This window comes from Streptomyces sp. NPDC059255 (assembly GCF_042752355.1).
Taxonomy (GTDB): domain Bacteria; phylum Actinomycetota; class Actinomycetes; order Streptomycetales; family Streptomycetaceae; genus Streptomyces.
This window is the reverse complement of record NZ_JBHYZP010000020.1, coordinates 124,669-146,669: the sequence shown is the minus strand read 5'-3', so window position 1 is coordinate 146,669 and position 22,001 is coordinate 124,669. Positions and strand designations below refer to the sequence as shown.

Sequence of the window (22,001 nt, the reverse complement as noted above, 5' to 3'; positions counted from 1 at the left end):
CCCGGCCCGGTCTTGGCCCGGCCCCGTTACGCGGGCCGCGCCAGCTCCCACGCCGGGGCCGCCGAGGCATCGGCCGCACCGGCGGCACCGGCCGCATCGTCGAAGCGACGCAGCATCAGCCTGGCCACCTCCGGCGCCGCGCCCAGCACCTCGGCCAGCGTGTCCGCGCCCGCCGCCCGCGCGCCCGCCGCGATCCGGTCGGGGAGCCGGCCGGGAGCGATGACGTACGGCGCCACCGCCACCCGCCGGACGCCCTCGGCGCGCAGCGCCCGTACCGCGTCCTCGGTACGGGGCAGGGATGCGGAGGCGAACGCAGGCCGCACGGCGCACCAACCGGTGTGCCGCCACTCCCGCGCGATATCAGCGATCACTGCGATCGCCTCCGGGTCGGAGGAGCCCGCCGAGGCCAGAACGACCCCGGTCGAGCTCTTGTCGGCGGGCGTCAGGCCCGCCTCGTACAGCCGCCGTTCCAGCGCCGCGCCCAGCAGCGGCGACGGGCCGAGCACCTCGCCCTGCCGGATCCGCAGGCGCGGATGGCGCTGTTCCGCCGCGCGCAGCACGGCCGGGATGTCGGACTTGGCGTGGAAGGCGCGCGTCAGCAGCAGCGGCTGCGCCACCACGTCCCGTACGCCCGCCCGTGCGAGCCGGTCCAGCACACCGCCCACCGACGGGGTGTCGAAGTCCAGGAAGCCGGTCTCCACCCGCAGCCCCGGCCGCAGCGCGCGCAGCCGCCGGGTCAGCGCGCGCACCGTCGCGGCATGCCGGGGATCACGGCTGCCGTGCGCGACGACCAGCAGCACGGGCCGCGGCTCGCGGTACGGGAGGAGGCGGCGGACCAGGGACCGCGCCGGCACGGGTACGGGCATCAGCTCTTCACCAGCAGACCGCGCCCGCGCAGCACCCGCCGCTCCAGCGGACTGAAGATCAGCAGGTCGATGGCGACCCCGACGATCAGGATCAGGAAGATCGCGAGGAACACCATCGGCATGCTGCCGACCGTCCGGCCGTTCTCCAGCAGCTGACCGAGCCCCACGCCGAGATCGGGCGACGAGGCGATGATCTCCGCCGCCATCAGCGAGCGCCACGAGAACGCCCACCCCTGCTTCAGCCCCGCCAGATAGCCGGGCAGCGCGGCCGGCATGACGATGTGCCAGGTGCCCCGCAGCCCGGTCGCGCCCAGGGTGCGCCCGGCGCGCAGGAAGAGCGGCGGCACCTGGTCGACGCCGGAGACCAGCCCGTTGGCGATCGAGGGGACCGCGCCGAGCAGGATCACCGCGTACATCATCGAGTCGTTCAGGCCGAGCCAGATCACGGCCGGCGGCACCCACGCCACCGAGGGCAGCGACTGGAGCCCGGAGAGGATCGGGCCGATGGCCGCGCGGACGAACTTCACCCGGGCCACCAGCAGCCCCAGCGGAGTGCCGATCGCCAGCGCCAGCAGGAAGCCCAGCAGCCCGCGCGAGACACTGGTCCAGATGTAGCCGAGCAGGGTGCCCTGCGTCCACGCGTCGGAGACCTCGCCCCACACCGCGCCCGGCGACGGCAGCTTGTAGCCGTCCGTCACCTTCGCCCACACCAGTACCTGCCACACCACCAGCACCAGCGCGACGGCGATCACCGGCGGCAGAACCTTGGCGACCAGTGTCCGGCGCAGCGGGGTGCGCCCGGTCTGGACGGTGTCCAGTGCGTCGAGCCCGGCCTCCAGACCGGCCAGATCGCCGTGGTGCGCCGCGCCGCCCCGGGGCGGCGCCCCGCGCCCGGCGGTGTCCTGCTCCGCCGCGTCCCGCGGCGCGTCCTGGCCGGACGTCGTCTCAGTGCTGGCCATGGCGGCGGATCTCCCCACGCAGTTCTTCGGTGATCTCGACGGACAGCTCCGCGACGGCGGTGTCCTCGATACGGCGCGGCTGCGGGATGTCCACCCGCCACTCCCGGGCCACCCGGCCGGGCCGCGACGACAGCAGGATCACGCGCTGCGCGAGCCGTACCGCCTCACGCACGTTGTGCGTGACGAACAGCACCGACAGGTCGGTCTCCCGCCAGATCCGGGTGAGCTCGTCGTGCAGCACGTCCCGGGTGATCGCGTCCAGCGCCGCGAACGGCTCGTCCATCAACAGCAGTTGGCTGTCCTGGGCGAGCGCGCGGGCCAGCGCGACGCGCTGACGCATCCCGCCGGACAGCTCGTGCACCCGCTTGCCGTACGCCCCGTCGAGCCGGACGAGCCCGAGCAGCCGCTCCGCCTCGGCGCGCCGCTCCTGCTTGGCGACGCCGCGCAGCCGCAGCGCCAGTTCGATGTTCTTGCCCGCGGTCAGCCACGGGAACAGCGCGTGCTCCTGGAACATCAGCGCGGGCCGGCCGCCGGGCGTCTCGATGGCCCCGGCGGACGGCCGGTCGAGCCCGGCGACCAGATTGAGCAGCGTGGACTTACCGCATCCCGAGGCTCCCAGGAGGGTGACGAACTCGCCCGGTGCGACGTCGAGGGTGATGTCGTCCAGCACGAGCTGCTGCCCGGCGGGCGTCGCGAAGGACTTCGAGACGTGCGCGATACGGGCGGCGTGGTCCACCGCCGGGGTGGCCTCGGCGGCCTTGGCGAGAGTGGATGCCACGGTCGTCACCTCCTGGGAACGGTGTGGATTCGGCAGGGTTTCGGCAGAGCACGGTGTACGGGACTACGGGACTACGGGACTACGGGGCGCCGAGTCCCGCGTCGGCGACCTCGGTCTTCCCCTCGGCCTTCAGCACCTTGTTGAGGGGCGTCACGTCGTAGATCCCGTTCAGGTCGGGCTTCTTCAGCAGTCCGGCCTTGACCGCGTGGTCCGCCTCCGAGCGGAGCGTCGCGGCCAGCGGGTCGTCGGTGATCTTGATGGACTTCCACGCCGGGTCCAGCACCTCGGCGGGCAGCGCCTTGCCGGAGAGCTTCTTCAGCGCCTCGTTGGCCGAGGCCTTGGCCTGGGCGTCGTTGGCGTTGATCCACTCGTTGGTCTTCACCGAACCGCGCAGGAACGCCTCGACGACGTCCGGGTGCTCCTTCAGGAATGCCTGCCGCACGATGATGTTCGTGATCACGAACTGCTGGTCGGGCCAGAGCGTCGACTCGTCCAGGAGTTCCTTCGCACCCTCGGCGACCAGCTTGGAGGCGGTCGGCTCCGGCACCCACGCGCCGTCGATGTCCCCGGACTTGTAGGCGTCCGGGGTGATCTTGTTGTCGGTACGGACGACGGAGACATCGCCCTTGCCGGACTGTGCGTCGACCTTCCATCCCTGCTCGGATATCCAGTTGAGGAACGCCACGTCCTGCGTGTTGCCGAGCTGCGGGGTGGCGATCTTCTTGCCCTTGACGTCGCCGAGGGTCTTGATCTTCGCGGGGTTGACGACGAGCTTCACACCGCCCGAGGCGGAGCCGCCGATGATGCGCAGCCCCTTGCCCGCGGTCTGCGTGTAGCCGTTGATGGCGGGGGAGGGGCCGATGAAGCCGATGTCGATGGAGCCCGCGTTGAGCGCCTCGATCTCGGAGGGCCCGGCGTTGAAGGTCGTGGTGGACAGCTTCGTGCCGCCCAGCTCCTTCTGGAACAGGCCCTTCTCGGTGCCGACCAGGGCGGTGGCGTGCGTGAGGTTCGGGAAGTAGCCGAGCCGTACCGTGTCGGCCGACAGCGCCTTGCCCGTGGGGGCGGCGGTGGACTCATCCGAGGAGTCGGCGGCGGAGCCGTAGCCGCAGGCGGAGAGCACGGCGGCGAGGAGGGGCAGGGCGGCTACGGCGGCCAGGCGGCGGCGCGTCGCAGTGCGGGAGGCAGGCACGGGAGGGGTTCCTCTCGTTGGCCCGGTGCTCACGCCCTGATCGGATGGACCGGACAGGAGGGCGCGGCCGGGAGGTCGGCAGATCTTCGTCGATACGAGTGGTACGGGTGTGGCCGGTGAGGCATACGGGCGCGCGAGCGGTGCGCGTACGTCATCACGCACATCGCGCCACCCCGCCCGTCCCCGCGCCGAGGGCGCCGCTGCCCACCCGGCCGCCCTCCTTCGCGAACGTCGCGTAGACGTCGTGCGGAACGCCCGCCATCAGAAGTCCCAGCCCTCGTCGTCGGCGGCCGGGGCGGCGCCCGGTGCGGCGGCGGCGGTGCCGTCGGTGAACGCCGCGCCCGCCATCCCGGCGCTCAGCGTCGTCCCGTCGGCGGGGTCGATCAGCAGAAACGATCCGGTACGCCGCGAGTCCGCGTACGCGTCCAGCGCCAGCGGCTCGGCCGTCCGCACGACGACGCGGCCGATGTCGTTGGCGACGAGCTGCCCCGGCGCCGGGTGCTGGGAGAGGTCGTCCAGCGTCAGCCGGGACGGGATGTCCTTCACGATCGCCTTGACCGTACGGGTGGTGTGCTTCAGCAGCACCCGCTGGCCCACCCCGAGCGGCCGGTCCGCCACATGGCAGACGGTCGCCTCGACGTCCTGGGTGGTGGCGGGCGCGTCACCGGTCGGCACGATCAGATCGCCGCGCGAGATGTCGATGTCGTCCGCCAGGAGGAGCGTCACCGACTGCGGGGTCCAGGCCACGTCCACCGGCTCGCCCAGCAGATCGATCCCGGCGATCTTCGACGTACGGCCCGACGGCAGGACGGTCACGTCCTCACCGACCCGGAAGGTGCCCGCGGCGATCTGGCCCGCGTACCCGCGGTAGTCGGGGTGCTCGGCGTTCTGCGGCCGGATCACGTACTGCACGGGCAGCCGCGCGTGGCAGCCGGTCAGGTCGTGGCTGACCGGGACGGTCTCCAGGTGTTCCAGCACCGTCGGGCCGCCGTACCAGTCCATGTGCGCGGACGGCTCCACGACGTTGTCCCCGGCCAGCGCCGAGATCGGGATCGCCGTGATCTCCGGGACGCCGAGGGAGGCCGCGTACGCCGTGAACTCCTTGGCTATCGCCGCGAAGACGGGCTCCGCGTACTCCACCAGGTCCATCTTGTTGACGGCGAGGACGACGTGCGGGACGCGCAGCAGCGCGGCCACCGCGGCGTGCCGGCGGGTCTGCTCGACCACCCCGTTGCGGGCGTCGACCAGGACCACGGCCAGCTCGGCGGTGGACGCGCCCGTCACCATGTTCCGGGTGTACTGCACATGGCCCGGGGTGTCGGCGAGGATGAACCGCCGCCGGGGCGTGGCGAAGTAGCGGTAGGCGACGTCGATGGTGATGCCCTGCTCGCGCTCGGCGCGCAGCCCGTCGGTGAGCAGCGCCAGGTCGGGCGCCTCCTGGCCGCGGCCCAGCGAGACCCGCTCGACGGCCTCCAGCTGGTCGGTCAGGACCGACTTGGAGTCGTGCAGCAGCCGCCCCACGAGGGTGGACTTGCCGTCGTCGACGGAGCCCGCGGTGGCGAAGCGCAGCAGCGTGGTCGCGGCGAGCGCCCCGCCGAACGGACCGGTGGTGTGCGTGTGTGTGCTCGGCATGGCTAGAAGTACCCCTCGCGCTTGCGGTCTTCCATCGCGGCCTCGGACATCTTGTCGTCGGCGCGGGTCGCGCCGCGCTCGGTCAGCCGGGAGGCGGCGATCTCGGTGATCACCGCGTCGAGCGTGGTGGCGTCGGAGTCGACGGCGCCGGTGCAGGACATGTCGCCGACCGTGCGGTAGCGCACCAGGCGCGTCTCGACGGTCTCGGACTCCTTGGGGCCGCCCCAGTCACCGGCGGTCAGCCACATCCCGCTGCGGCGGAACACCTCGCGCTCGTGCGCGAAGTAGATCTCCGGCAGCTCGATCCCCTCGCGGGCGATGTACTGCCAGACGTCCAGCTCGGTCCAGTTGGAGAGCGGGAAGACCCGGACATGCTCGCCCGGGGCGTGCCGGCCGTTGTAGAGCTGCCACAGCTCGGGGCGCTGGCGCCGCGGGTCCCACTGCGAGAACTCGTCCCGCAGCGAGAACACCCGCTCCTTGGCGCGCGCCTTCTCCTCGTCGCGCCGCCCGCCGCCGAAGACCGCGTCGAACCGCTCGGCCTGGATCTTCTCCGTGAGCGGCACGGTCTGCAGCGGGTTGCGGGTGCCGTCGGGCCGCTCACGCAGCTTTCCGGCGTCGATGTACTCCTGTACGGAGGCGATGTGCAGCCGCAGCCCGTGCTCGGCCACGGTGCGGTCGCGGTAGGCGAGGACCTCGGGGAAGTTGTGCCCGGTGTCGACGTGCAGCAGCGAGAACGGCACCGACGCCGGCGCGAACGCCTTCAGCGCCAGATGCAGCATGACGATGGAGTCCTTGCCACCGGAGAAGAGGATCACCGGCCGCTCGAACTCGCCCGCGACCTCGCGGAAGATGTGGACCGCCTCGGACTCCAGCGAGTCCAGGTGGCTCAGCGCGTACGGCGCGTCCGTGCCCTCGGTGACGGCTGCGACGGTGGTGGTCACGCGAGACCCCTCTCGGTGAGCAGTGCGTGGAGTGCGGCGGCGGACTCCTCGACGGACTGCGTGTGCGACTCGATCCGCAGGTCCGGCGCCTCGGGTGCCTCGTAGGGGTCGTCCACCCCGGTCAGCCCGGTCAGCTCGCCGGCCGCCTGCTTGGCGTACAGGCCCTTCACATCGCGTACGGAGCACACCTCGACCGGCGTGGCCACGTGCACCTCCAGGTAGCCCGTGCCCTCGGCCTGGTGTCGCTTGCGTACCGCCTCCCGGCTGTCCGCGTACGGGGCGATCACCGGGACCAGTGCCTTGACGCCGTTGGCCGCGAGCAGTTCGGCGACGAAGCCGATGCGCTGCACGTTGGTGTGGCGGTCCGCGCGGCTGAAGCCGAGGCCCGCGGAGAGGAACTCCCGGATCTCGTCGCCGTCGAGGACCTCCACCCGGTGGCCCTCCTCGCGCAGCCGCCCGGCCAGCGTGGTGGCGATGGTGGTCTTGCCGGCGCTCGGCAGGCCGGTGAGCCAGACCGTGGCGCCCTGCTCCGTCGCGCTCAACCGTTCCTCCACGTCGTGTTCCCGGCGGACACCGCGTTCCTGATGGTCATCGCGTTCCTGACGGACACCGTCTGCCTGACGGACACCGCGTTCCTGGTGGACGCCATCCGCCTGACGGCCCGTCATCAGTGCAGCCCGCATTCGGTCTTGGACCGGCCCGCCCAGCGGCCGGCGCGCGCGTCCTCGCCCGCCAGGACCCGGCGGGTGCACGGCTCGCAGCCGACCGAGGCGTAACCGTCCTCCAGCAGCGGGTTGGTGAGCACCCCGTGCTCCAGCACGTACGCGTCCACGTCGTCCTGCGTCCAGCGCGCGATCGGCGAGACCTTCACCTTGCGGCGCTTCTCGTCCCACCCGACGACCGGAGTGTTCGCGCGGGTCGGCGACTCGTCACGGCGCAGCCCGGTGGCCCAGGCGTCGTATCCGGTCAGCCCCTCCTCCAGCGGCCGGACCTTGCGCAGGGCGCAGCAGCGGTCCGGGTCGCGGTCGTGCAGCTTCGGGCCGTACTCGGCGTCCTGTTCGGCGACGCTCCGCCGCGGGGTGAGCGTGATCACGTTCACGTCCATCACCGCGTCCACGGCGTCCCGGGTCCCGATGGTCTCCGGGAAGTGGTAGCCGGTGTCCAGGAACACCACGTCCACACCGGGCCGTACCCGGGAGGCGAGATGCGCGACCACCGCGTCCTCCATCGAGGAGGTCACGCAGAAGCGCGCGCCGAAGGTGTCCGTGGCCCAGGTCAGTATCTCCAGGGCCGACGCGTCCTCCAGGGCACGCCCCGCCGCTTCGGCGAGCGCCCTGGGATCGTCGGTCTCCGTCAGTGCCGTCACGTCTCTTCCCCTCCGTCGTTCCGCCGGAGCCCCCGGGCGAGCAGCCCGAGGAACTTCAACTGGAAGGCCCGGTTGCATGCCCCGCATTCCCAGGCGCCGTGTCCCTGCTCGCCGGGGCGCAGGTCCTCGTCGCCGCAGTAGGGGCAGTAGAAGGGGGCCGCGCGCTCGCTCATGACAGGGCCTCCTCGTCGGCCCTGGCGACCCAGGTGGCGAAGCGCTCGCCGTCCTCGCGCTCCTTGGCGAAGCGCCCGAGCACCCGCTCGACGTAGTCGGGCAGCTCCTTCGAGGTGACCTTCAGCCCCCGGACCTTGCGGCCGAACCCGGCCTCCAGGCCCAGCGCGCCGCCCAGGTGCACCTGGAAGCCCTCGACCTGGTTTCCGGCCTCGTCCAGCATCAGCTGGCCCTTGAGACCGATGTCCGCGGTCTGGATACGGGCGCAGGCGTTGGGGCAGCCGTTGATGTTGATGGTGATCGGCTCGTCGAAGTCCGGGATACGGCGCTCCAGCTCGTCGATGAGGGTGGCGCCGCGCTCCTTGGTCTCGACGATCGCCAGCTTGCAGAACTCGATGCCGGTGCAGGCCATCGTGCCGCGCCGGAACGGCGAGGGCTTGACCCGCAGGTCCAGCGCTTCCAGACCGGCCACCAGGGAGTCCACCCGGTCCTCGGCCACATCGAGGACGATCATCTTCTGCTCGGCGGTGGTACGGAGCCGGTCCGAGCCGTGTGCCGCGGCGAGCGCCGCGATCTCCGTCAGCTTCACGCCGTCCACCCGGCCGACGCGCGGCGCGAACCCGACGTAGAAACGCCCGTCGCGCTGGCGGTGCACCCCGACGTGGTCCCGCCACCGCTGGAGCGGCTGCTCCGGGGCGGGTCCGTCGATCAGCTTCCGCTCCAGGTACTCGTCCTCCAGGATCTGGCGGAACTTCTCCGTGCCCCAGTCCGCGAGCAGGAACTTCAGCCGGGCGCGGGTGCGCAGCCGGCGGTAGCCGTAGTCACGGAAGATCGAGATGACCCCGGTGTAGACGTCGGGGACCTCGTCGAGCGGCACCCAGGCGCCGAGCCGCTGGCCGATCTTGGGGTTGGTGGAGAGCCCGCCGCCCACCCAGAGGTCGAAGCCGGGGCCGTGCTCGGGGTGGTTCACCCCGACGAACGCGATGTCGTTGATCTCGTGGGCCACGTCCAGCGACGGCGATCCGGAGACCGCCGACTTGAACTTGCGCGGCAGGTTGGAGAAGTCGGGGTTGCCGATGATCCGGCGCTGGATCTCGTCGATGGCGGGGGTGCCGTCGATGATCTCGTCCTCGGCGACACCGGCGACCGGCGAGCCGAGGATCACGCGGGGCGTGTCACCGCACGCCTCGGTGGTGGAGAGCCCCACCGCTTCGAGGCGCCGCCAGATCTCCGGGACGTCCTCGATCCGGATCCAGTGGTACTGGACGTTCTGCCGGTCGGTGATGTCGGCGGTCCCGCGCGCGAACTCCTGCGAGATCTCACCGATGACCCGGAGCTGCTCCGTGGTGAGCCGTCCGCCGTCGATCCGCACCCGCAGCATGAAGTACTCGTCGTCCAGCTCCTCCGGCTCCAGGATCGCGGTCTTGCCGCCGTCGATCCCGGGCCTGCGCTGGGTGTAAAGCCCCCACCAGCGCATCCGGCCGCGCAGATCGTTGGGGTCGATCGAGTCGAACCCGGCCTTGGAGTAGATCGTCTCGATGCGTGTCCGCACATTGAGACCGTCGTCGTCCTTCTTGAACTGCTCATTGCCGTTGAGCGGAGTGAAGTGGCCCCTGGCCCACTGGCCCTCGCCGCGGTGACGGCTCACCTTGCGGCGGGGCGTGGCAGGGGACGGCTGTTCCGGCGTCGCGGCCATGGCTGTTCCGTCCATTCGAGACATGCAGGAGGGCGGCTCTGAACCGCACACTTCGCGTGAGGACGCGGGGGTGCGCGGCAGAGGGGAAGGAGAAGGTGTACGCGGCGGTGCTGGGACTCTCAGCTCGCCGGACAGATGGCGCTGGACATGCGGCAGAGGTCGACGTGGCGTCGACTCACCAAGGCGATTCCAGAGCAGGACATGACGGAAGCGTGGCACGCCGATCTCTGGCCAGTCCACTGTTGTCCGCTATATGGACCATAACGTACCACTATGCGAGACGGTGTGTTGTCTGTCACGGGGTGTGGGTGTTTAACGCCTGTTCCGGGTCGCGCGGGGCGGGCGCGGGCCGGGCGGTACGTCCGGGGCCGACGCGGGCCGGGCGTACGGGGCCGCGCGTACGGTTCCGGTCAGACCGCCGGGTGTGCGCCGGGCCACGGGCCGGGGGCTGTGCCGCCGGGTTCCTCGTCCGTCTTTGTCGCGAAGAGCCGGAAGCCGCGTCGCAGGTAGTTGTCCATGGCGTGCTCGCCGTCCTTGGAGCAGGTGTGCAGCCAGACCCGCTTCACCGGCTCGGCCCCGGGCCACCGCTCGGCCAGGTCCCAGGCCCGTGCCACCCCGTACGACAGGAGCTCCCCGCCGATCCGGCGGCCCCGGAAGGCAGGGATCAGCCCGAAGTACGCGATCTCGACCGCGCCGCCGTCCTGCGCCTCCAGCTCGATGAATCCGGCCGGGGTGCCGTTCTCGTACGCCACCCATGTCTCCACGCCGGGCCGCGCCAGATACCCGGACCACTGGGCGTACGTCCACGGCAGCCGGTCCGTCCAGTGGACGTCGCCGCCGACGGCCGTGTACAGGAACCGGCTGAACTCGGGCGAGGGCACCTCGGCCCGTACGATCCGCACCCCGGCCGGAAAGTGCCCGGCGGGCCGCAGATCGTCGGGCGAGGTCTGCTCCAGGGACCAGGTGGTCACGGTGATGCTCATACGGGCCAGGAAAACACGGGGCCGGGACGGGCCGCGCGCCACCCCCGTCCACGCGGAGGCCGGCGCATCATGGGCAGGACAGGCCCCGGGAGCCAGGGTGCCGTATCGATTTTTCCGCAAGGGTCCGCAACTCTGGCGCATCGCCCACGGGTGCGTGAAAGTGACTACCGGTCAGAGGCGGTGCCGAGTCGGCGCGGCACCACCTCTGACCACTCCACGCGAGGTCAGGCCACGGGCCGCGCCCGCTCCACGACCGACGCCAGGTCGAGGGTGTGGGGCAGGGTGCCGAAAGCCGCCCCCCAGTCCCCGCCGAGCCGCGACGCGCAGAACGCGTCCGCCACCTCCGGCGGCGCCCACCGCACCAGCAGCGACCCCTGGAGCACCAGTGCCATCCGCTCCACCAGCCGCCGGGCCCTGGCCTCGATCCCCGCCAGATCCGCCAGCTCGGTCAGCAGGGCCTTGATCGCGCCGTCCAGCCGGTGATCGGCGCCCCGGGCCTTCCCCACCTCCTGGAGGAACGCGTTCAGCGCCGCGGGCTCCCGCTGGAGCGCCCGCAGCACGTCCAGCGCCTGCACATTGCCCGAGCCCTCCCAGATCGAGTTGAGCGGCGACTCGCGCAGCAGCCGCGGCATCCCCGACTCCTCGACGTACCCGTTGCCGCCCAGGCACTCCAGGGCCTCCGCGGCCAGCGGCGTACCCCGCTTGGTCACCCAGTACTTGGCGGTCGGCACCGCGAGGCGCAGAAACGCCCGCTCCTCCTCCGTGTCCGCGTCGTACGCCGCGGCGAGCCGCAGCGCCAGCGTCGTCGCCGCCTCCGACTCCAGCGCCAGATCGGCCAGTACGTTGCGCATCAGCGGCTTGTCGATCAGCTCACCGCCGAAGGCACTGCGGTACGTGGCGTGGTGCACCGCCTGGGCCACGGACTGGCGCATCAGCGCCGCCGTCCCCACCACGCAGTCCAGCCGGGTCGCGGCGACCATCCCGATGATCGTGGGCACCCCGCGCCCCTCCTCACCGACCCGGCGCGCCCACGTCCCGTCGAACTCGACCTCGCTCGACGCGTTCGACCGGTTGCCCAGCTTGTCCTTGAGACGCTGCAGCCGGAACACGTTACGCGTCCCGTCCGCCAGCACCCGCGGTACGAGAAAGCAGGTCAGCCCGCCCGGCGCCTGCGCGAGCACCAGGAACCCGTCGCACATCGGCGCGGAACAGAACCACTTGTGCCCGGTCAGGGCGTACTCCCCGGACGCCCCCGATGCCCCGGACGCGTCCAGCGGCCGGGCGGCCGTCGTGTTCGCCCGTACGTCGCTGCCGCCCTGCTTCTCCGTCATCCCCATGCCGAAGAGCGCGCCGCCCTTCCCCGCCGCGGGCCGCAGCCCCGGCTCGTACGCGTGCGCGGTCAGCCGCGGCTCCCACTCCGCCGCGAGCGCCGGATCAGCCCGCAGCGCGGGCACCGCCGCGTGCGTCATCGACACCGGGCACAGATGCCCCGCCTCCGCCTGGCTCCACACCAGGAAACCGGCCGCGCGCCGGAGATGGCCGTCCGGCCGGCCCCAGGCGTCGGTCAGCCCCGCGGAGACCGCCCGCTCCAGCAACTGATGCCAGTCCGGATGGAAGTCGACCTCGTCGATCCGGTTCCCGTACCGGTCGTGGGTGCGCAGGACCGGGGGGTTCTCGTTGGCCCGTACCCCCCACTCCTGGACCTCGGCGGAGCCGGCCGCACTGCCGAGCGCCGTCAGCTCCGCGCGGGTCCCGTCGAGCTGATCCGGCGCGCTGTGCCGCTCCACGGCCTCGGTGAGGACCTGGTCGGCGCGGAAGACGTCGTACCCCACCAGGGGCGGAACCTGGTTGGTCACTGTGTGGGTGCTGGCTGCCATGCCGATACGGTAAGGAGGTGCAGGCAGCAAAAGAAACACCTGAGCGGCCGACTGGCCGACTCCACCGGGTCCGAGTCCTCTACCGCAACGTATCCAAGCGGAAAATGGCCTGGTTGCTGCTGAAGGACACGGTCAACTCGTGCATCGAATACCGGATCCTCGGGCTCGCGGCCGAGGCGGCGTTCTTCACCCTGCTCTCGCTGCCGCCGCTGCTCCTCGGGCTGATCGGCCTGCTCGGCTACGTGGACGACTGGACCAACTCGACCACGGTCGCCTCCATGGAACGGAACATCCTCAGCGCCTCCGGCACGGTCCTCTCGGCGCGCGGCGTGGACGAGATCGCCAAACCCCTGCTGGCCGACCTCACCCGGGGCGGCCGGCCCGACGTCATCTCCCTCGGCTTCGCGATCGCGCTCTGGTCGGGATCGAGGGCGGTGAATGTCTTTGTCGACACCATCACCGTGATGTACGGCCTCGACGGGCGGCGCGGCATCGTCGCCACCCGGCTGCTCGCCTTCCTGCTCTACGTGGTGGCGATCGTGATCGGCGCGGTGGTGCTCCCCCTCGCGGTGGTCGGCCCCGACCGGGTGGTCGAACTGATCCCCTGGGGCACGGAGGTCGTCAGCGTCCTCTACTGGCCTGTGGTGATCGTCCTCTCCATCGCCTTCCTCACCACGCTCTACCACGTCTCCGTACCGGTCAGATCCCGCTGGATAGAGGACATGCCGGGCGCGCTGGTCGCACTCGGCATGTGGGTCCTGGGCAGCTTCCTGCTCCGGATCTACCTGACGAACGCGGTCGAGGGCCCCACGATCTACGGCTCGCTGGCCGCGCCCATCGCCGTACTGCTCTGGATAGGAGTCTCCGCGTTCGCGGTGCTGGTGGGGGCGGCGGTCAACGCGGCGATCGACCGGGTCTGGCCGTCGGTCTCCACGGCCGCGGCCCGCGCCGCCAACGAACGGCTGCGCGCGGCGCAGGCGGCGGAACTGGTGGCCCGCGCGGCGGCGGGCACGGACGGCCCCCAGGACGACGACGTGACGGACCCGGACATGCCGTCGGAGTTCCCGGAACGCTGGTCCAAGTTCCTGCCGCCGGACGACGTCAAGTCCCGGGTGACGGCACGGCTGCACGGGGGGCGGCAGCGGCACCCGAAGCAGCCGGGCGGGAGTGGCGGCGAGGGCGGGAACGGGAAGGCGAACGGCACGGGCGACTAGCGGGGCTCCTCCGGCGGCGGTTCTGCTGCGGGGGACTCGTCCCGGCCGCCGCCGGCGACCATTCGGCGCAGCCAGGAGGAGCGCGTGTGGGGCTGTTCCGGCGGATGGCTGACGGTCAGAAACCAGATGGGCGGCGCGACGCCGCCCACGATCCTCTTCATGTTCACGCGTAAGAACCCCTTGGGCGCGCCGATTCGCCGGACCAACTCGTCGGACATCAGCACGGTGATCCTGATCTGTCCAGGCTTCGGGCCGTTCAACTCTGCCGGATCCGGAAAGCGCTGCCTTGGTGCTCCGGCTGCCGTGGCCGCCCCGACCGTTACGGTCATCCACGGAGGCCGGGGGAGGACGAGCGTGGACAACCTCGCGTTGAGGGTATCGGCGAACGGGCCGCTCAGCCGGTCCAGCACCTCGGACACGGTGGATGCGGGGTCGGGCGTCACTGAGAGCGGGATCGTGGGAGTGGGTGACCGGGTCTCGTAGTTCATCAGGGTGCCGGGCGAGCCGAAGACTTCCCGGCAGACCTGCCGGACCACGGAGAGGAGGAGGCTCCGGGCGGATCGGTTGTCCGGGGGGACGTCGGACATGACCATGTCGAGGTGAACGGCGTCACCGGGGGCGGACGGGGGACGGTGCGCCGCGTCGCGTGCGTCGGGCTGGTGAGTCTCCAGTACGGAGCGCAACTTCCGTATCGCCTGACGCTCGGACGCGGCCCACTCCCCGTCGATACCACCGAGCGGTTCCCCACGCCAGAGGGCCAGTGCCGTGCGGTACAGCACGGCACTGCGTGCCGGATCCCGCTCCCGCGCGGCCTCGGTCGCCAACTGGCGGGCCCGGTACAGATCTACTTGGTCCTGGCCGACAGCGAGCCGGCAGTAGCCGTCCTCCCCCTCGACGGGATGCCCGCCCGCGACCAGCTCGTGGAGGGCCTCGATGACCAGGACGTCCGTCTGCGGTGACGGTTCGTCGGACAGGGTGTGCCACAGATCGTGGACGGAGACCCAGGCGCCGTTGGACAGCAGGAGCTTGCTGAGAACAATTCGTCCGGCGGGTGTGCTGGGCGTACGGTCCTGCCCTTCCTCCTTGACGGCCCTCAGCGGCCCCAGCACCTGGTACTGCCACGTGGGTACGGGAAGGACTGTCGACGCCAGTGAGTCTGCCCCGCGTCGGCGCTCCTGCGGGTCCTTGGCGAGCAGGTCCAGGATCGCGTTTCCCAGCGCGGCGGGCAGTCCCGGCCGCGACAACTGGGGCGGCCGGGGGCGCTCGTCACGGTGGGCGGTGAGGGTCAGCCAGATGTCCGTGTGGGCGAAGGGCGGCTCCCCGGTGACGAGTTCGTACAGGATGCAGCCGAGCGAGTAGAGATCACTGAGCTGGTCGACCTCGCCGCCCGCGATCTGCTCGGGCGACATGTACCGAGGCACCCCGGTGGCCGTGGACCCGCGGGCCACCTGGGAGGTGCGGGTGGAGTCGAGACCGGCGTGCGTGAGCCCGAAGCCTCCGACCTTCACGATGCCGTCCGTCCGCAGAATGATGTTTGCCGGTGCGAGATGCCGGTGCCAGACGCCCTGGTCATGGGCGTACAAGAGGGCAGCGAGCACCTGCCGGGCGATGGTGATGATCTCGGCCACGGAGAGCGGCGGACGCTCGGGAGACACCGGCGCGTCGAGACTGCGGCCGGTTACCAGCTCCATCACCACGTAGGAGGAGCTGTCGTCGGTCGTGCCGAAGTCATGGATCGTGATGATGTGGGGATGCCGCAACCCGGTCACCCCCCGCATCTCGCGGTGGAACCGCGCCGGAGCCCGGGTGGCCACCGCGTCGATCTCGGGACCGGGCCCATGCACCCACTTCACCGCGACCAGGCGGTTCCCCGTCCGGTCGTACGCCCGCCACACCACACTCCGCTCGCCGCGCCCGATGACCTCCAGCAGCTCGTACCGTCCGGCCACCACCTTGCGCTCGGGGACCATCACCACCGGCTCGGACGCTACCGGCTCCGGCTCCCGCGGCTCGGGTCCCCGTAGAAGCCGTATGCTCTCCGGGCTCACCAGTGCGAACGGCTCACCGTCCGCCCCGCCGCCCAGCAGCGCCCGGAACTCGCCGCGTGCCGAGCCCGCGCGGGACTCGATCTCCGCCCCCACCCGGTCGAGCAGGCCCACCGTACGGGCCAGACTCGTCCGGGGCAGGGAGTGGAGCAGGGCCTCGCGGACGCCCGGGCGGAAGTCGTACGAGCCGGGCGGGCCCGGTACGGAGCGGAGCATGCCGCTCAGGACCACCTCGGCGAGGTGCTGCGGCCGGGGGTGTTCCTCGACGGCCGCCTGGACCAGCCGCATCACCGGCAGGTGCGCCGGGCCCACCGCCAGGTGGCCGGCCAGCCGGACCGCCTGCGGGGAGGCGGCCGCGCGGAAGCGCAGCACCAGTTCGTCGGCCGGGACATCCTCGGGGACCAGCGTGTCCGCGCCGTCGGCGCTGCTTCGCCAGGTCTCCGGGAGTGTGCGGGCCCGCCCGGCCGGGAGCAGCGCGGCGGCGCCCGGGAACGACGCGCCGCCCGATGAGGCCACCAGCCCTGCCCAGTGCGTGAGCCACTCCGCCGCAGGCTCCACCACCGGTACGGGGATGCCGCGCGCCGGACCGTCGTACGGCGCGAAGCGCAGCGCGGTGTTGGGCGCGCCGGGGCCCGGCGCCGTGAACAGGCCCGGCACCGGGGCGAGCGCGGTCTGCTGCCACATCCGTTCCGGCAGCGGCTGGAGCACGGCCACCGGCAGCCGCCGCGCCCAGCCGCGCAGGGTGTCGTACCAGCGCCGCCCCGCCGGTCCCTCCCGCCACTGGGGTCCCATCGCGTCGCTGATGACCAGGGCCAGCGTGCGCCCGGCCGTCCACTGCCGCGGCGGTACGGTGCCGTCCGCCGCGAGCCGGACCAGCTCCACCGTGCGGAACGCGCCCGTCTGTCCGAACGCCGTGAACAGATCGCGGGCCAGCGGCTGCCACAGGGCCATCGTCGGCCCCTCGTCCACCACCAGCCTCAGGTGGAGCCAGCGTTCCCGCGCGGGACGCAGTTCGGGCAGCCACTGGTCCCGGCGGGCGCCGAGCGAGGCGATGCGGTACACCGTGCCCGCCTCGTCCAGCTCCCGTTCGCTCGTCGACGGCACCGTTCTGCGCAGGGGGCGCAGGGCCCGCTGCAGCGCCAGCGGGCGGGAGATCATCGGGGGCGCGGGCGCCAGCACCCCGGACGGCTTCGCCGACTCCCGTTCCTCCGGGGGTACGTCGGCGGAGGACGCGGGGGTGGTGCGCAGCACCACCGGCGGGGCGGGGCGGGCCGCGGGTGCACCGGATGTGTCCCGGGCACTCGGGCGGTGGATACGTGGCAGCTTGACCGACGGCACATCGACCGCCATGTCGTCCTGCGACCACTCGTCCTCGGCCGTGCCGACATTCGGTCCGGGCGGGGTACGTGACGCGCCCGGAGGTGTCGGCGCGGGGCGCATCCGGGCGGCCAGCCACAGCAGCTCCGCCAGTTCGCGGCCGGTCGGCGGCTCGCCGCTCGCCGCCGCCAGTACCTCGCGCAGGGCGCCCAGTCCGGGGAACGTCTCGTCGTCAGGGGGCATGGTCGGAAGCCGTCGTCAGAAGTCGTCGTCGGGTTCCGGCGCCCGGCTCAGATAGCGCAGGAGATGGTCCGCCAGTTGTTCGCGCGAGGCCCCGGCAAGCCCCGAAGTCCGCGTCAGGTAGATCGCGTTGAGCAGCTGGTCCGTCGCGAGCTCGCCGCCGCTGCCGCGCTCCAGGAACGTACGGATCAGCTCTCTGCCCGGTGCGTCCAGCTCCCCGAGGTGGGCCCGGACGATCTCCTCCAGATGGACCGCGACCGGCTGCCTCAGCTCCAGGGTCACACACCGCCGCAGAAACGCCGGCGGGAACTCGCGTTCCCCGTTGCTCGTCAGCACCACGAACGGGAACGCCCGGCAGCGCACCCGGCCGCGCTCCACCGCTACCAGTTGGTCCGCGTCGGCGGTCAGCACCCGTGCGCGGGGGCGGGTCCTGGCGGCGCGGACCAGTTCGGGTATTTCGTACTGACCCTCCTCCATGACGTTCAGCAGATCGTTGGGCAGATCCAGATCGCTCTTGTCGATCTCGTCGACCAGCAGCACACGGGGCTGTTCGTACGGCAGTAGCGCCGTGCCGAGCGGGCCCAGCCGGAGATGGTCCTCGATGCGCCCGCCGCTCTCCCTCCCCGGCCTCTGCGGACCCTGGCCCGCCGCGTAGAGCCGGGAGAGCGGGTCGTACTGGTAGAGCCCGTCGCCCAGCGTGCTCCGGCTGGTGATGTTCCAGCGCAGTACGGGCCCGAGCCTCAGTTCCCGCGACACCGCGTACGGCAGGCTCGACTTGCCACTGCCTGGCGGCCCGGTCACCAGTAGCGGACGGCGCAAGTACAGGGCCGCGTTGACCAGTTGGACGCTCTCGTCCGTAGCGCGGTACGCCCGCGCCCGGTGTTCACGGTCCGGCGACGAGGCCACGTCGTCCTGGGGCGGCATGACCACGGGGCCGCCGTCGAAGTCGCGCCACGGCGGCGGCGCGGGCAACTGCCCTACGCCGTCGTGCGGTTCATCGGCTCCGGTGTAGACCGGCCACAGGGACATTCGGGGCTCCAGCTCTGGGGGGAGGGGGGGATCGGTCAGCCGACGGGGGTCCCGCTCAGCCGGGGGACGGCGGGGAACCAGCGGGGATCCTCCCAGACGAACGACAGCTCCGCCGCCCAGTGCGGTTCCGGACCGTCGTGCGCGAACGCCGTCCTGCGCAACGCGAGGATCTGCTCGGGCAGCTCGCCCGGTGGCAGCGCCGCCAACCGCTCGGCCAGTGCGTCCAGGAATTCCTCCCCGCGGCACGCGCCGTCACACTCCGCCCCGCCGGGGCATCCGGTGCGCGGCCAGAGCACGATCGGCGCGGGGGCGTCCAGTACCGCGCCGTGCAGCGCCCGGTCGCGCGGGGCCTTCGGCGGTCTGGTCAGCGCCACCGGGCCGGTCACGTCCTGGAGCTGTACGGTCAGCCGCTCGGGTCTGACCGGTCCCGTGCAGGAGATCCGGTGGACGGCCGAGCCGGGCTGCCGGTCGAGTACGTCCCAGATCTTCTTCAGCCGGAACTGGAGCCTGCCGCTGGCGCGCCGGTCGTGGTCCATCACCACCACCGGTGCCATACACCCCAGCGGTGTGCTCATCGCCTTGCGCCCCGCCCACCGGTCGACCGGTTTGTTCAGCCAGCCGCGCGGCAGGGCGAAGGCGATCAGCTCCCGGCCCTCCGGGTCGATCTCCGCGAACGCGTCGTCGATCCGGTCGAGCACCCAGGAGCGGACCTCGCGCTCCGCGAGCCGCTCCTCACCGACCAGCCGGCGGCTGCCGTCGCGGTAGGCCGAGACCTCCACCAGCAGCGCGTTGCGGCCGGCGCCGCTGCGTCTGATCTCGACCAGGATCGGTGACCAGCGGCGCACGGCCGGGACGACCGGCACCGCGGGCACCGGCACCGGCATCGCCACTGCGGGAGGCTGTATCGCGGACAGTGGCGCAGGCGCAGGCGCGGACGGAGGCGCGGGTGGTGGCACCGGGCCCGGCGGGGCGAAGGACCACGGCCGTGGCGCGTCGTGTCGGGCCCGGTGCGCGCGGGCCCACTCCCGCAGCTCCCGCCCCAGCGCCTCGTCCCCGACCAGCCCGCCGATCCGTACCGCCAGTTCGGCGAGGGGCAGCGCGCCGGCGGTGGGCGTCGACTCCGACAGCAGGTACCAGACCGCCTCCCACAGCGAGCGCGGCTCGCCGGGCGGCAGGTCGACGCGGAGCGGTCCCGCCGCGTCGCGCAGCAGCCGGTCCAGCGGGCCCGGGACGGCGGGGGAGCGGGCGACCAGCCTGCGCAGTCCGCGCTTCTCCTCCGCCGGATAGCCGGGCGTGGGGACGAGATCGCCCAGCGGCGCCCAGTGCCGTGCCAGCACCGTCGCCGGGATCATCCGGCTGTTACGGGTCACCGGGTCGTGCGAGACGACCATGCCGGCCACCGTCCCGCTGCCCTCCAGCATCACGGCGGCGCCGCTGAAACCCCGGTCGGTCTGCTGCCCGTACCCCCGCGCGAATTCGAGCTGCGCCCACTCGGCACCGATCAACTGGCGTGAGGTGGCGACCAGTTCGCTCTGGACGCCCTCCTCCCCGTATCCGTGGGGGAAGCCGTACGCCACCAGCTTCGGCGACGGCGAGGCGTGCGGCGCGTCGACCGCCGCGAAGACCGCGGGCGCGATGGCCACCGGGCGCTCCAGCTCCAGCACGGCCAGATCCCCCGGATCGCGGTCGCCGCCGGCCCACGCGCCCCGGGCCACGACGCGGGCGGCGAGCGGGGCGAGCCCGGGGGCGCCGGGGAAGACGGCCTCGGCCCGGTCGTGGTGGCCCAGCACATGCGCGCAGGTCAGCACCGTACGGTCGGAGACGAGGAAACCCGAGCCCTCGGCCAGCCCCGCGACATCGATCCGCGCGTGCCAGGCGGGCGAACGCGTCACCGGCCCGCCGCTCCCGGGTCCCCCGCCGGGGCCGGGTCCGCGCCCGGATCCGGCGTCGGGACCGGAGCCGCGCCCGGGTTCCAGGACAGCTTCACCGTCAGATGGCCCTCGGTGGCCGTCTTGGCGATCACCGCGCCCGCCTCGGCCATCATCTTCACGCCGAACTCCAGCTCCACCCCGTCCGGCCGGAGCGAGCCGTCCCGGAACACGGTGAGCGCCGACTCGGCCGCCGCGCGGATGCCCTGGAGCGCCGCGTCGAAGCTGCGGCCCGCCTGCGTCAGGGAGTTGGCGCGCGACACCGGCCGGGCACCGGGGGCGTCCTGCGCCACCTCGACCGTGACGGTCGCCCCGCTGTCCGTGGTGAATTCCATCAGTGCAGTCATCGGTCGCCCCCGCGATAGACCCCGCGGCATCCCCGTCCGGACACCCCGCAGAGCGACCATTCTGGATCAATGGCCGCCGGTGGGGCGAGGCTTTAGCCTGAATCGTATGTATGAGGAACGGACATCGCGGCTCGACGGTGCGATCGTCTGGACCCGGTCGGCGACGCCGACGCCGACGCCGACGGATGCGGATACGGATACGGATACGGCGGAGAGCGCCCGGGACCCCGAGGCCGTGCCGTATCCCGTACTCCCCGACGGCTGCATGGATCTGCTGTGGATCGGCGGCAGACTGCTGGTCGCGGGCCCCGACACCCACGCCTACACCCCCGAGGGCGTGTCCGGGCTGCACTGCGCCGGAATACGTTTCGCGCCCGGGACCGCGCCCGCGCTGCTCGGGGTGCCCGCGTACGAGCTGCGCGACCGGCGGGTCGAACTCACCGACCTCTGGTCACCGGCGAAGGCGCGCGCCGTCACCGACCTCACCGCGCGCGTCGCCGCCGCGACCGATCCGGCCACCGCGCTGGAGACGGTGGCGCTCCGCTGCGCCGCCGGGGCCGATCCGCCCGACCCGCTGCTGCGGGCCGTCGTCACCGGGCTGAACGCGGGGCGCCCGGTCGCGGCGGTCGCCGACGCCGTCGGCCTCGGCGCCCGGCAACTGCACCGCCGCTCCCTGGACGCCTTCGGCTACGGCCCCAAGACCCTCGCCCGGGTGCTGCGGCTCCAGCGCGCGCTGGAGCTGGTACGGCGCGGTGTGCCGTACGCCGCCGCCGCGCTCGCCGCGGGCTGCGCCGACCAGGCGCATCTCGCCAGGGAGACACGCGCGCTGGCCGGACTCACCCTCCGCGCCTACGAGCGCGCCTACGCGGCGTCCGCGAACAGCGAGACCCCGCAGCCGTCCGGGTCGAGGACAACGGCGTAACGCTGTCCCCAGACCGCGTCCCACGGCTTGAGATGGCCGCGGTACCCGGCCTCGGTCAGCGCGGTGTACAGGGAGTCCACCGCCGCCGGACCGTCGCAGCGGAAGGCGAGCCCGATCCGCTCGCCGGCCTCGGGCCTGGTCCACTGCGGGTCGAAGGAGCGCATGGTCTCCTCCGTGTCCCAGAGGACCCGCAGCCCGTTCGGCAGCGTCGCCTCGGCGTGCGGCGCCGCCTCCGACCCGGCGGGCGGTTCGAGGCCGAGCAGGCGGTAGAAGGCGAGCGAGGCGGCCATGTCGGAGACGACCAGGCCGATCGCGTCGAGTCGTGGAGCGGGGGTTCTCGTCATGCGCCCACCGTAGGGGCGCCGCTCCCGGCCGGTCTTGAACGAATCGGACGCGGTCTCCCCGCGGAGAAACGCATCGGGCGCGGACTCACCGCGGAGAACGGAACGGCGGGCCGCGCTGCGCAGCGCGGGCCGCCGGGGGGGGGCGGAGCGGGGTCGG

At 72.5% G+C, this 22,001-nt stretch carries 20 protein-coding genes; 2 read left to right on the top strand and 18 right to left on the bottom strand.

The window, feature by feature from the left end; genetic code table 11:
• Nucleotides 1–26: 26 nt before the first annotated feature.
• From ACFXKG_RS23475 to ACFXKG_RS23415, 13 genes are all read right to left on the bottom strand, one after another.
• Complete coding sequence (locus tag ACFXKG_RS23475; protein WP_384842315.1) at nucleotides 27–866, bottom strand: sirohydrochlorin chelatase; 840 nt, start codon at nucleotides 864–866, stop codon at nucleotides 27–29.
• Nucleotides 866–1,825: an ABC transporter permease gene (locus ACFXKG_RS23470; RefSeq protein ID WP_384842312.1), complete on the bottom strand. Its 960-nt coding sequence runs from the start codon at nucleotides 1,823–1,825 to the stop codon at nucleotides 866–868. Before ACFXKG_RS23470 ends, ACFXKG_RS23475 begins: the two co-directional genes overlap by 1 nt.
• Complete coding sequence (locus tag ACFXKG_RS23465; protein WP_384842309.1) at nucleotides 1,812–2,612, bottom strand: ABC transporter ATP-binding protein; 801 nt, start codon at nucleotides 2,610–2,612, stop codon at nucleotides 1,812–1,814. The genes ACFXKG_RS23470 and ACFXKG_RS23465 overlap by 14 nt, the downstream gene beginning before the upstream one ends.
• A gap of 70 nt (nucleotides 2,613–2,682) precedes the next feature.
• Complete coding sequence (locus tag ACFXKG_RS23460) at nucleotides 2,683–3,792, bottom strand: aliphatic sulfonate ABC transporter substrate-binding protein (protein WP_384842306.1); 1,110 nt, start codon at nucleotides 3,790–3,792, stop codon at nucleotides 2,683–2,685.
• A 261-nt stretch (nucleotides 3,793–4,053) separates the two neighbouring features.
• A complete protein-coding gene (locus tag ACFXKG_RS23455) occupies nucleotides 4,054–5,424 on the bottom strand; it encodes a sulfate adenylyltransferase subunit 1 (RefSeq protein ID WP_384842303.1) in 1,371 nt (456 codons plus the stop codon).
• Nucleotides 5,425–5,426: 2 nt separating this feature from the next.
• Nucleotides 5,427–6,365 (bottom strand): sulfate adenylyltransferase subunit CysD, encoded by a 939-nt coding sequence (gene cysD, locus ACFXKG_RS23450; RefSeq protein ID WP_384842300.1) that lies wholly within the window; start codon nucleotides 6,363–6,365, stop codon nucleotides 5,427–5,429.
• A complete protein-coding gene (gene cysC / locus ACFXKG_RS23445; RefSeq protein ID WP_384842297.1) occupies nucleotides 6,362–6,907 on the bottom strand; it encodes an adenylyl-sulfate kinase in 546 nt (181 codons plus the stop codon). Before cysC ends, cysD begins: the two co-directional genes overlap by 4 nt.
• A 125-nt stretch (nucleotides 6,908–7,032) precedes the next feature.
• Nucleotides 7,033–7,809, bottom strand: coding sequence for a phosphoadenylyl-sulfate reductase (locus ACFXKG_RS23440; RefSeq protein WP_384842294.1), 777 nt, complete (start codon nucleotides 7,807–7,809; stop codon nucleotides 7,033–7,035).
• On the bottom strand, nucleotides 7,728–7,904 hold the full coding sequence (locus ACFXKG_RS23435) for a hypothetical protein (protein ID WP_384842291.1): 177 nt from the start codon (nucleotides 7,902–7,904) through the stop codon (nucleotides 7,728–7,730). Before ACFXKG_RS23435 ends, ACFXKG_RS23440 begins: the two co-directional genes overlap by 82 nt.
• On the bottom strand, nucleotides 7,901–9,598 hold the full coding sequence (locus tag ACFXKG_RS23430; protein WP_384842288.1) for a nitrite/sulfite reductase: 1,698 nt from the start codon (nucleotides 9,596–9,598) through the stop codon (nucleotides 7,901–7,903). The genes ACFXKG_RS23435 and ACFXKG_RS23430 overlap by 4 nt, the downstream gene beginning before the upstream one ends.
• A 119-nt stretch (nucleotides 9,599–9,717) precedes the next feature.
• Entirely contained in the window at nucleotides 9,718–9,801 is an 84-nt protein-coding gene (locus ACFXKG_RS23425) for a putative leader peptide (RefSeq protein WP_365627905.1), read from the bottom strand.
• Between the two features lie 207 nt (nucleotides 9,802–10,008).
• The gene (locus tag ACFXKG_RS23420; protein WP_384842285.1) at nucleotides 10,009–10,581 is read right to left on the bottom strand and encodes a GNAT family N-acetyltransferase; all 573 of its coding nucleotides are present in this window, start codon (nucleotides 10,579–10,581) and stop codon (nucleotides 10,009–10,011) included.
• A gap of 224 nt (nucleotides 10,582–10,805) precedes the next feature.
• Nucleotides 10,806–12,458 (bottom strand): acyl-CoA dehydrogenase family protein, encoded by a 1,653-nt coding sequence (locus tag ACFXKG_RS23415; RefSeq protein WP_384842282.1) that lies wholly within the window; start codon nucleotides 12,456–12,458, stop codon nucleotides 10,806–10,808.
• A 17-nt stretch (nucleotides 12,459–12,475) separates the two neighbouring features.
• Between ACFXKG_RS23415 and ACFXKG_RS23410 the strand changes: the two genes are divergently transcribed.
• Entirely contained in the window at nucleotides 12,476–13,672 is a 1,197-nt protein-coding gene (locus ACFXKG_RS23410) for a YihY/virulence factor BrkB family protein (RefSeq protein WP_384842279.1), read from the top strand.
• Here ACFXKG_RS23410 and ACFXKG_RS23405 read toward each other — a convergent pair.
• From ACFXKG_RS23405 to ACFXKG_RS23390, 4 genes are read right to left on the bottom strand one after another with little or no spacing between them, the layout of a single operon-like run.
• The gene (locus ACFXKG_RS23405) at nucleotides 13,669–17,277 is read right to left on the bottom strand and encodes an SAV_2336 N-terminal domain-related protein (protein ID WP_384842276.1); all 3,609 of its coding nucleotides are present in this window, start codon (nucleotides 17,275–17,277) and stop codon (nucleotides 13,669–13,671) included. The genes ACFXKG_RS23410 and ACFXKG_RS23405 overlap by 4 nt on opposite strands.
• Nucleotides 17,278–17,292: 15 nt before the next feature.
• Nucleotides 17,293–18,303: an AAA family ATPase gene (locus tag ACFXKG_RS23400; RefSeq protein WP_384842273.1), complete on the bottom strand. Its 1,011-nt coding sequence runs from the start codon at nucleotides 18,301–18,303 to the stop codon at nucleotides 17,293–17,295.
• A 35-nt stretch (nucleotides 18,304–18,338) separates the two neighbouring features.
• Entirely contained in the window at nucleotides 18,339–20,195 is a 1,857-nt protein-coding gene (locus ACFXKG_RS23395) for a trypsin-like peptidase domain-containing protein (RefSeq protein WP_384842270.1), read from the bottom strand.
• Nucleotides 20,192–20,578 (bottom strand): CU044_2847 family protein, encoded by a 387-nt coding sequence (locus tag ACFXKG_RS23390; protein WP_384842267.1) that lies wholly within the window; start codon nucleotides 20,576–20,578, stop codon nucleotides 20,192–20,194. Before ACFXKG_RS23390 ends, ACFXKG_RS23395 begins: the two co-directional genes overlap by 4 nt.
• Before the next feature lie 106 nt (nucleotides 20,579–20,684).
• Here ACFXKG_RS23390 and ACFXKG_RS23385 point away from each other — a divergent pair, with 106 nt between their 5' ends.
• Nucleotides 20,685–21,500 carry a helix-turn-helix domain-containing protein gene (locus tag ACFXKG_RS23385; protein WP_384842264.1) on the top strand — a complete coding sequence of 272 codons (816 nt, stop codon included), beginning with the start codon at nucleotides 20,685–20,687 and terminating at the stop codon, nucleotides 21,498–21,500.
• On the opposite strand, the gene ACFXKG_RS23380 is transcribed toward ACFXKG_RS23385, so the two are convergent.
• On the bottom strand, nucleotides 21,440–21,844 hold the full coding sequence (locus ACFXKG_RS23380) for a VOC family protein (RefSeq protein ID WP_384842261.1): 405 nt from the start codon (nucleotides 21,842–21,844) through the stop codon (nucleotides 21,440–21,442). The genes ACFXKG_RS23385 and ACFXKG_RS23380 overlap by 61 nt on opposite strands.
• Nucleotides 21,845–22,001 lie beyond the last annotated feature (157 nt).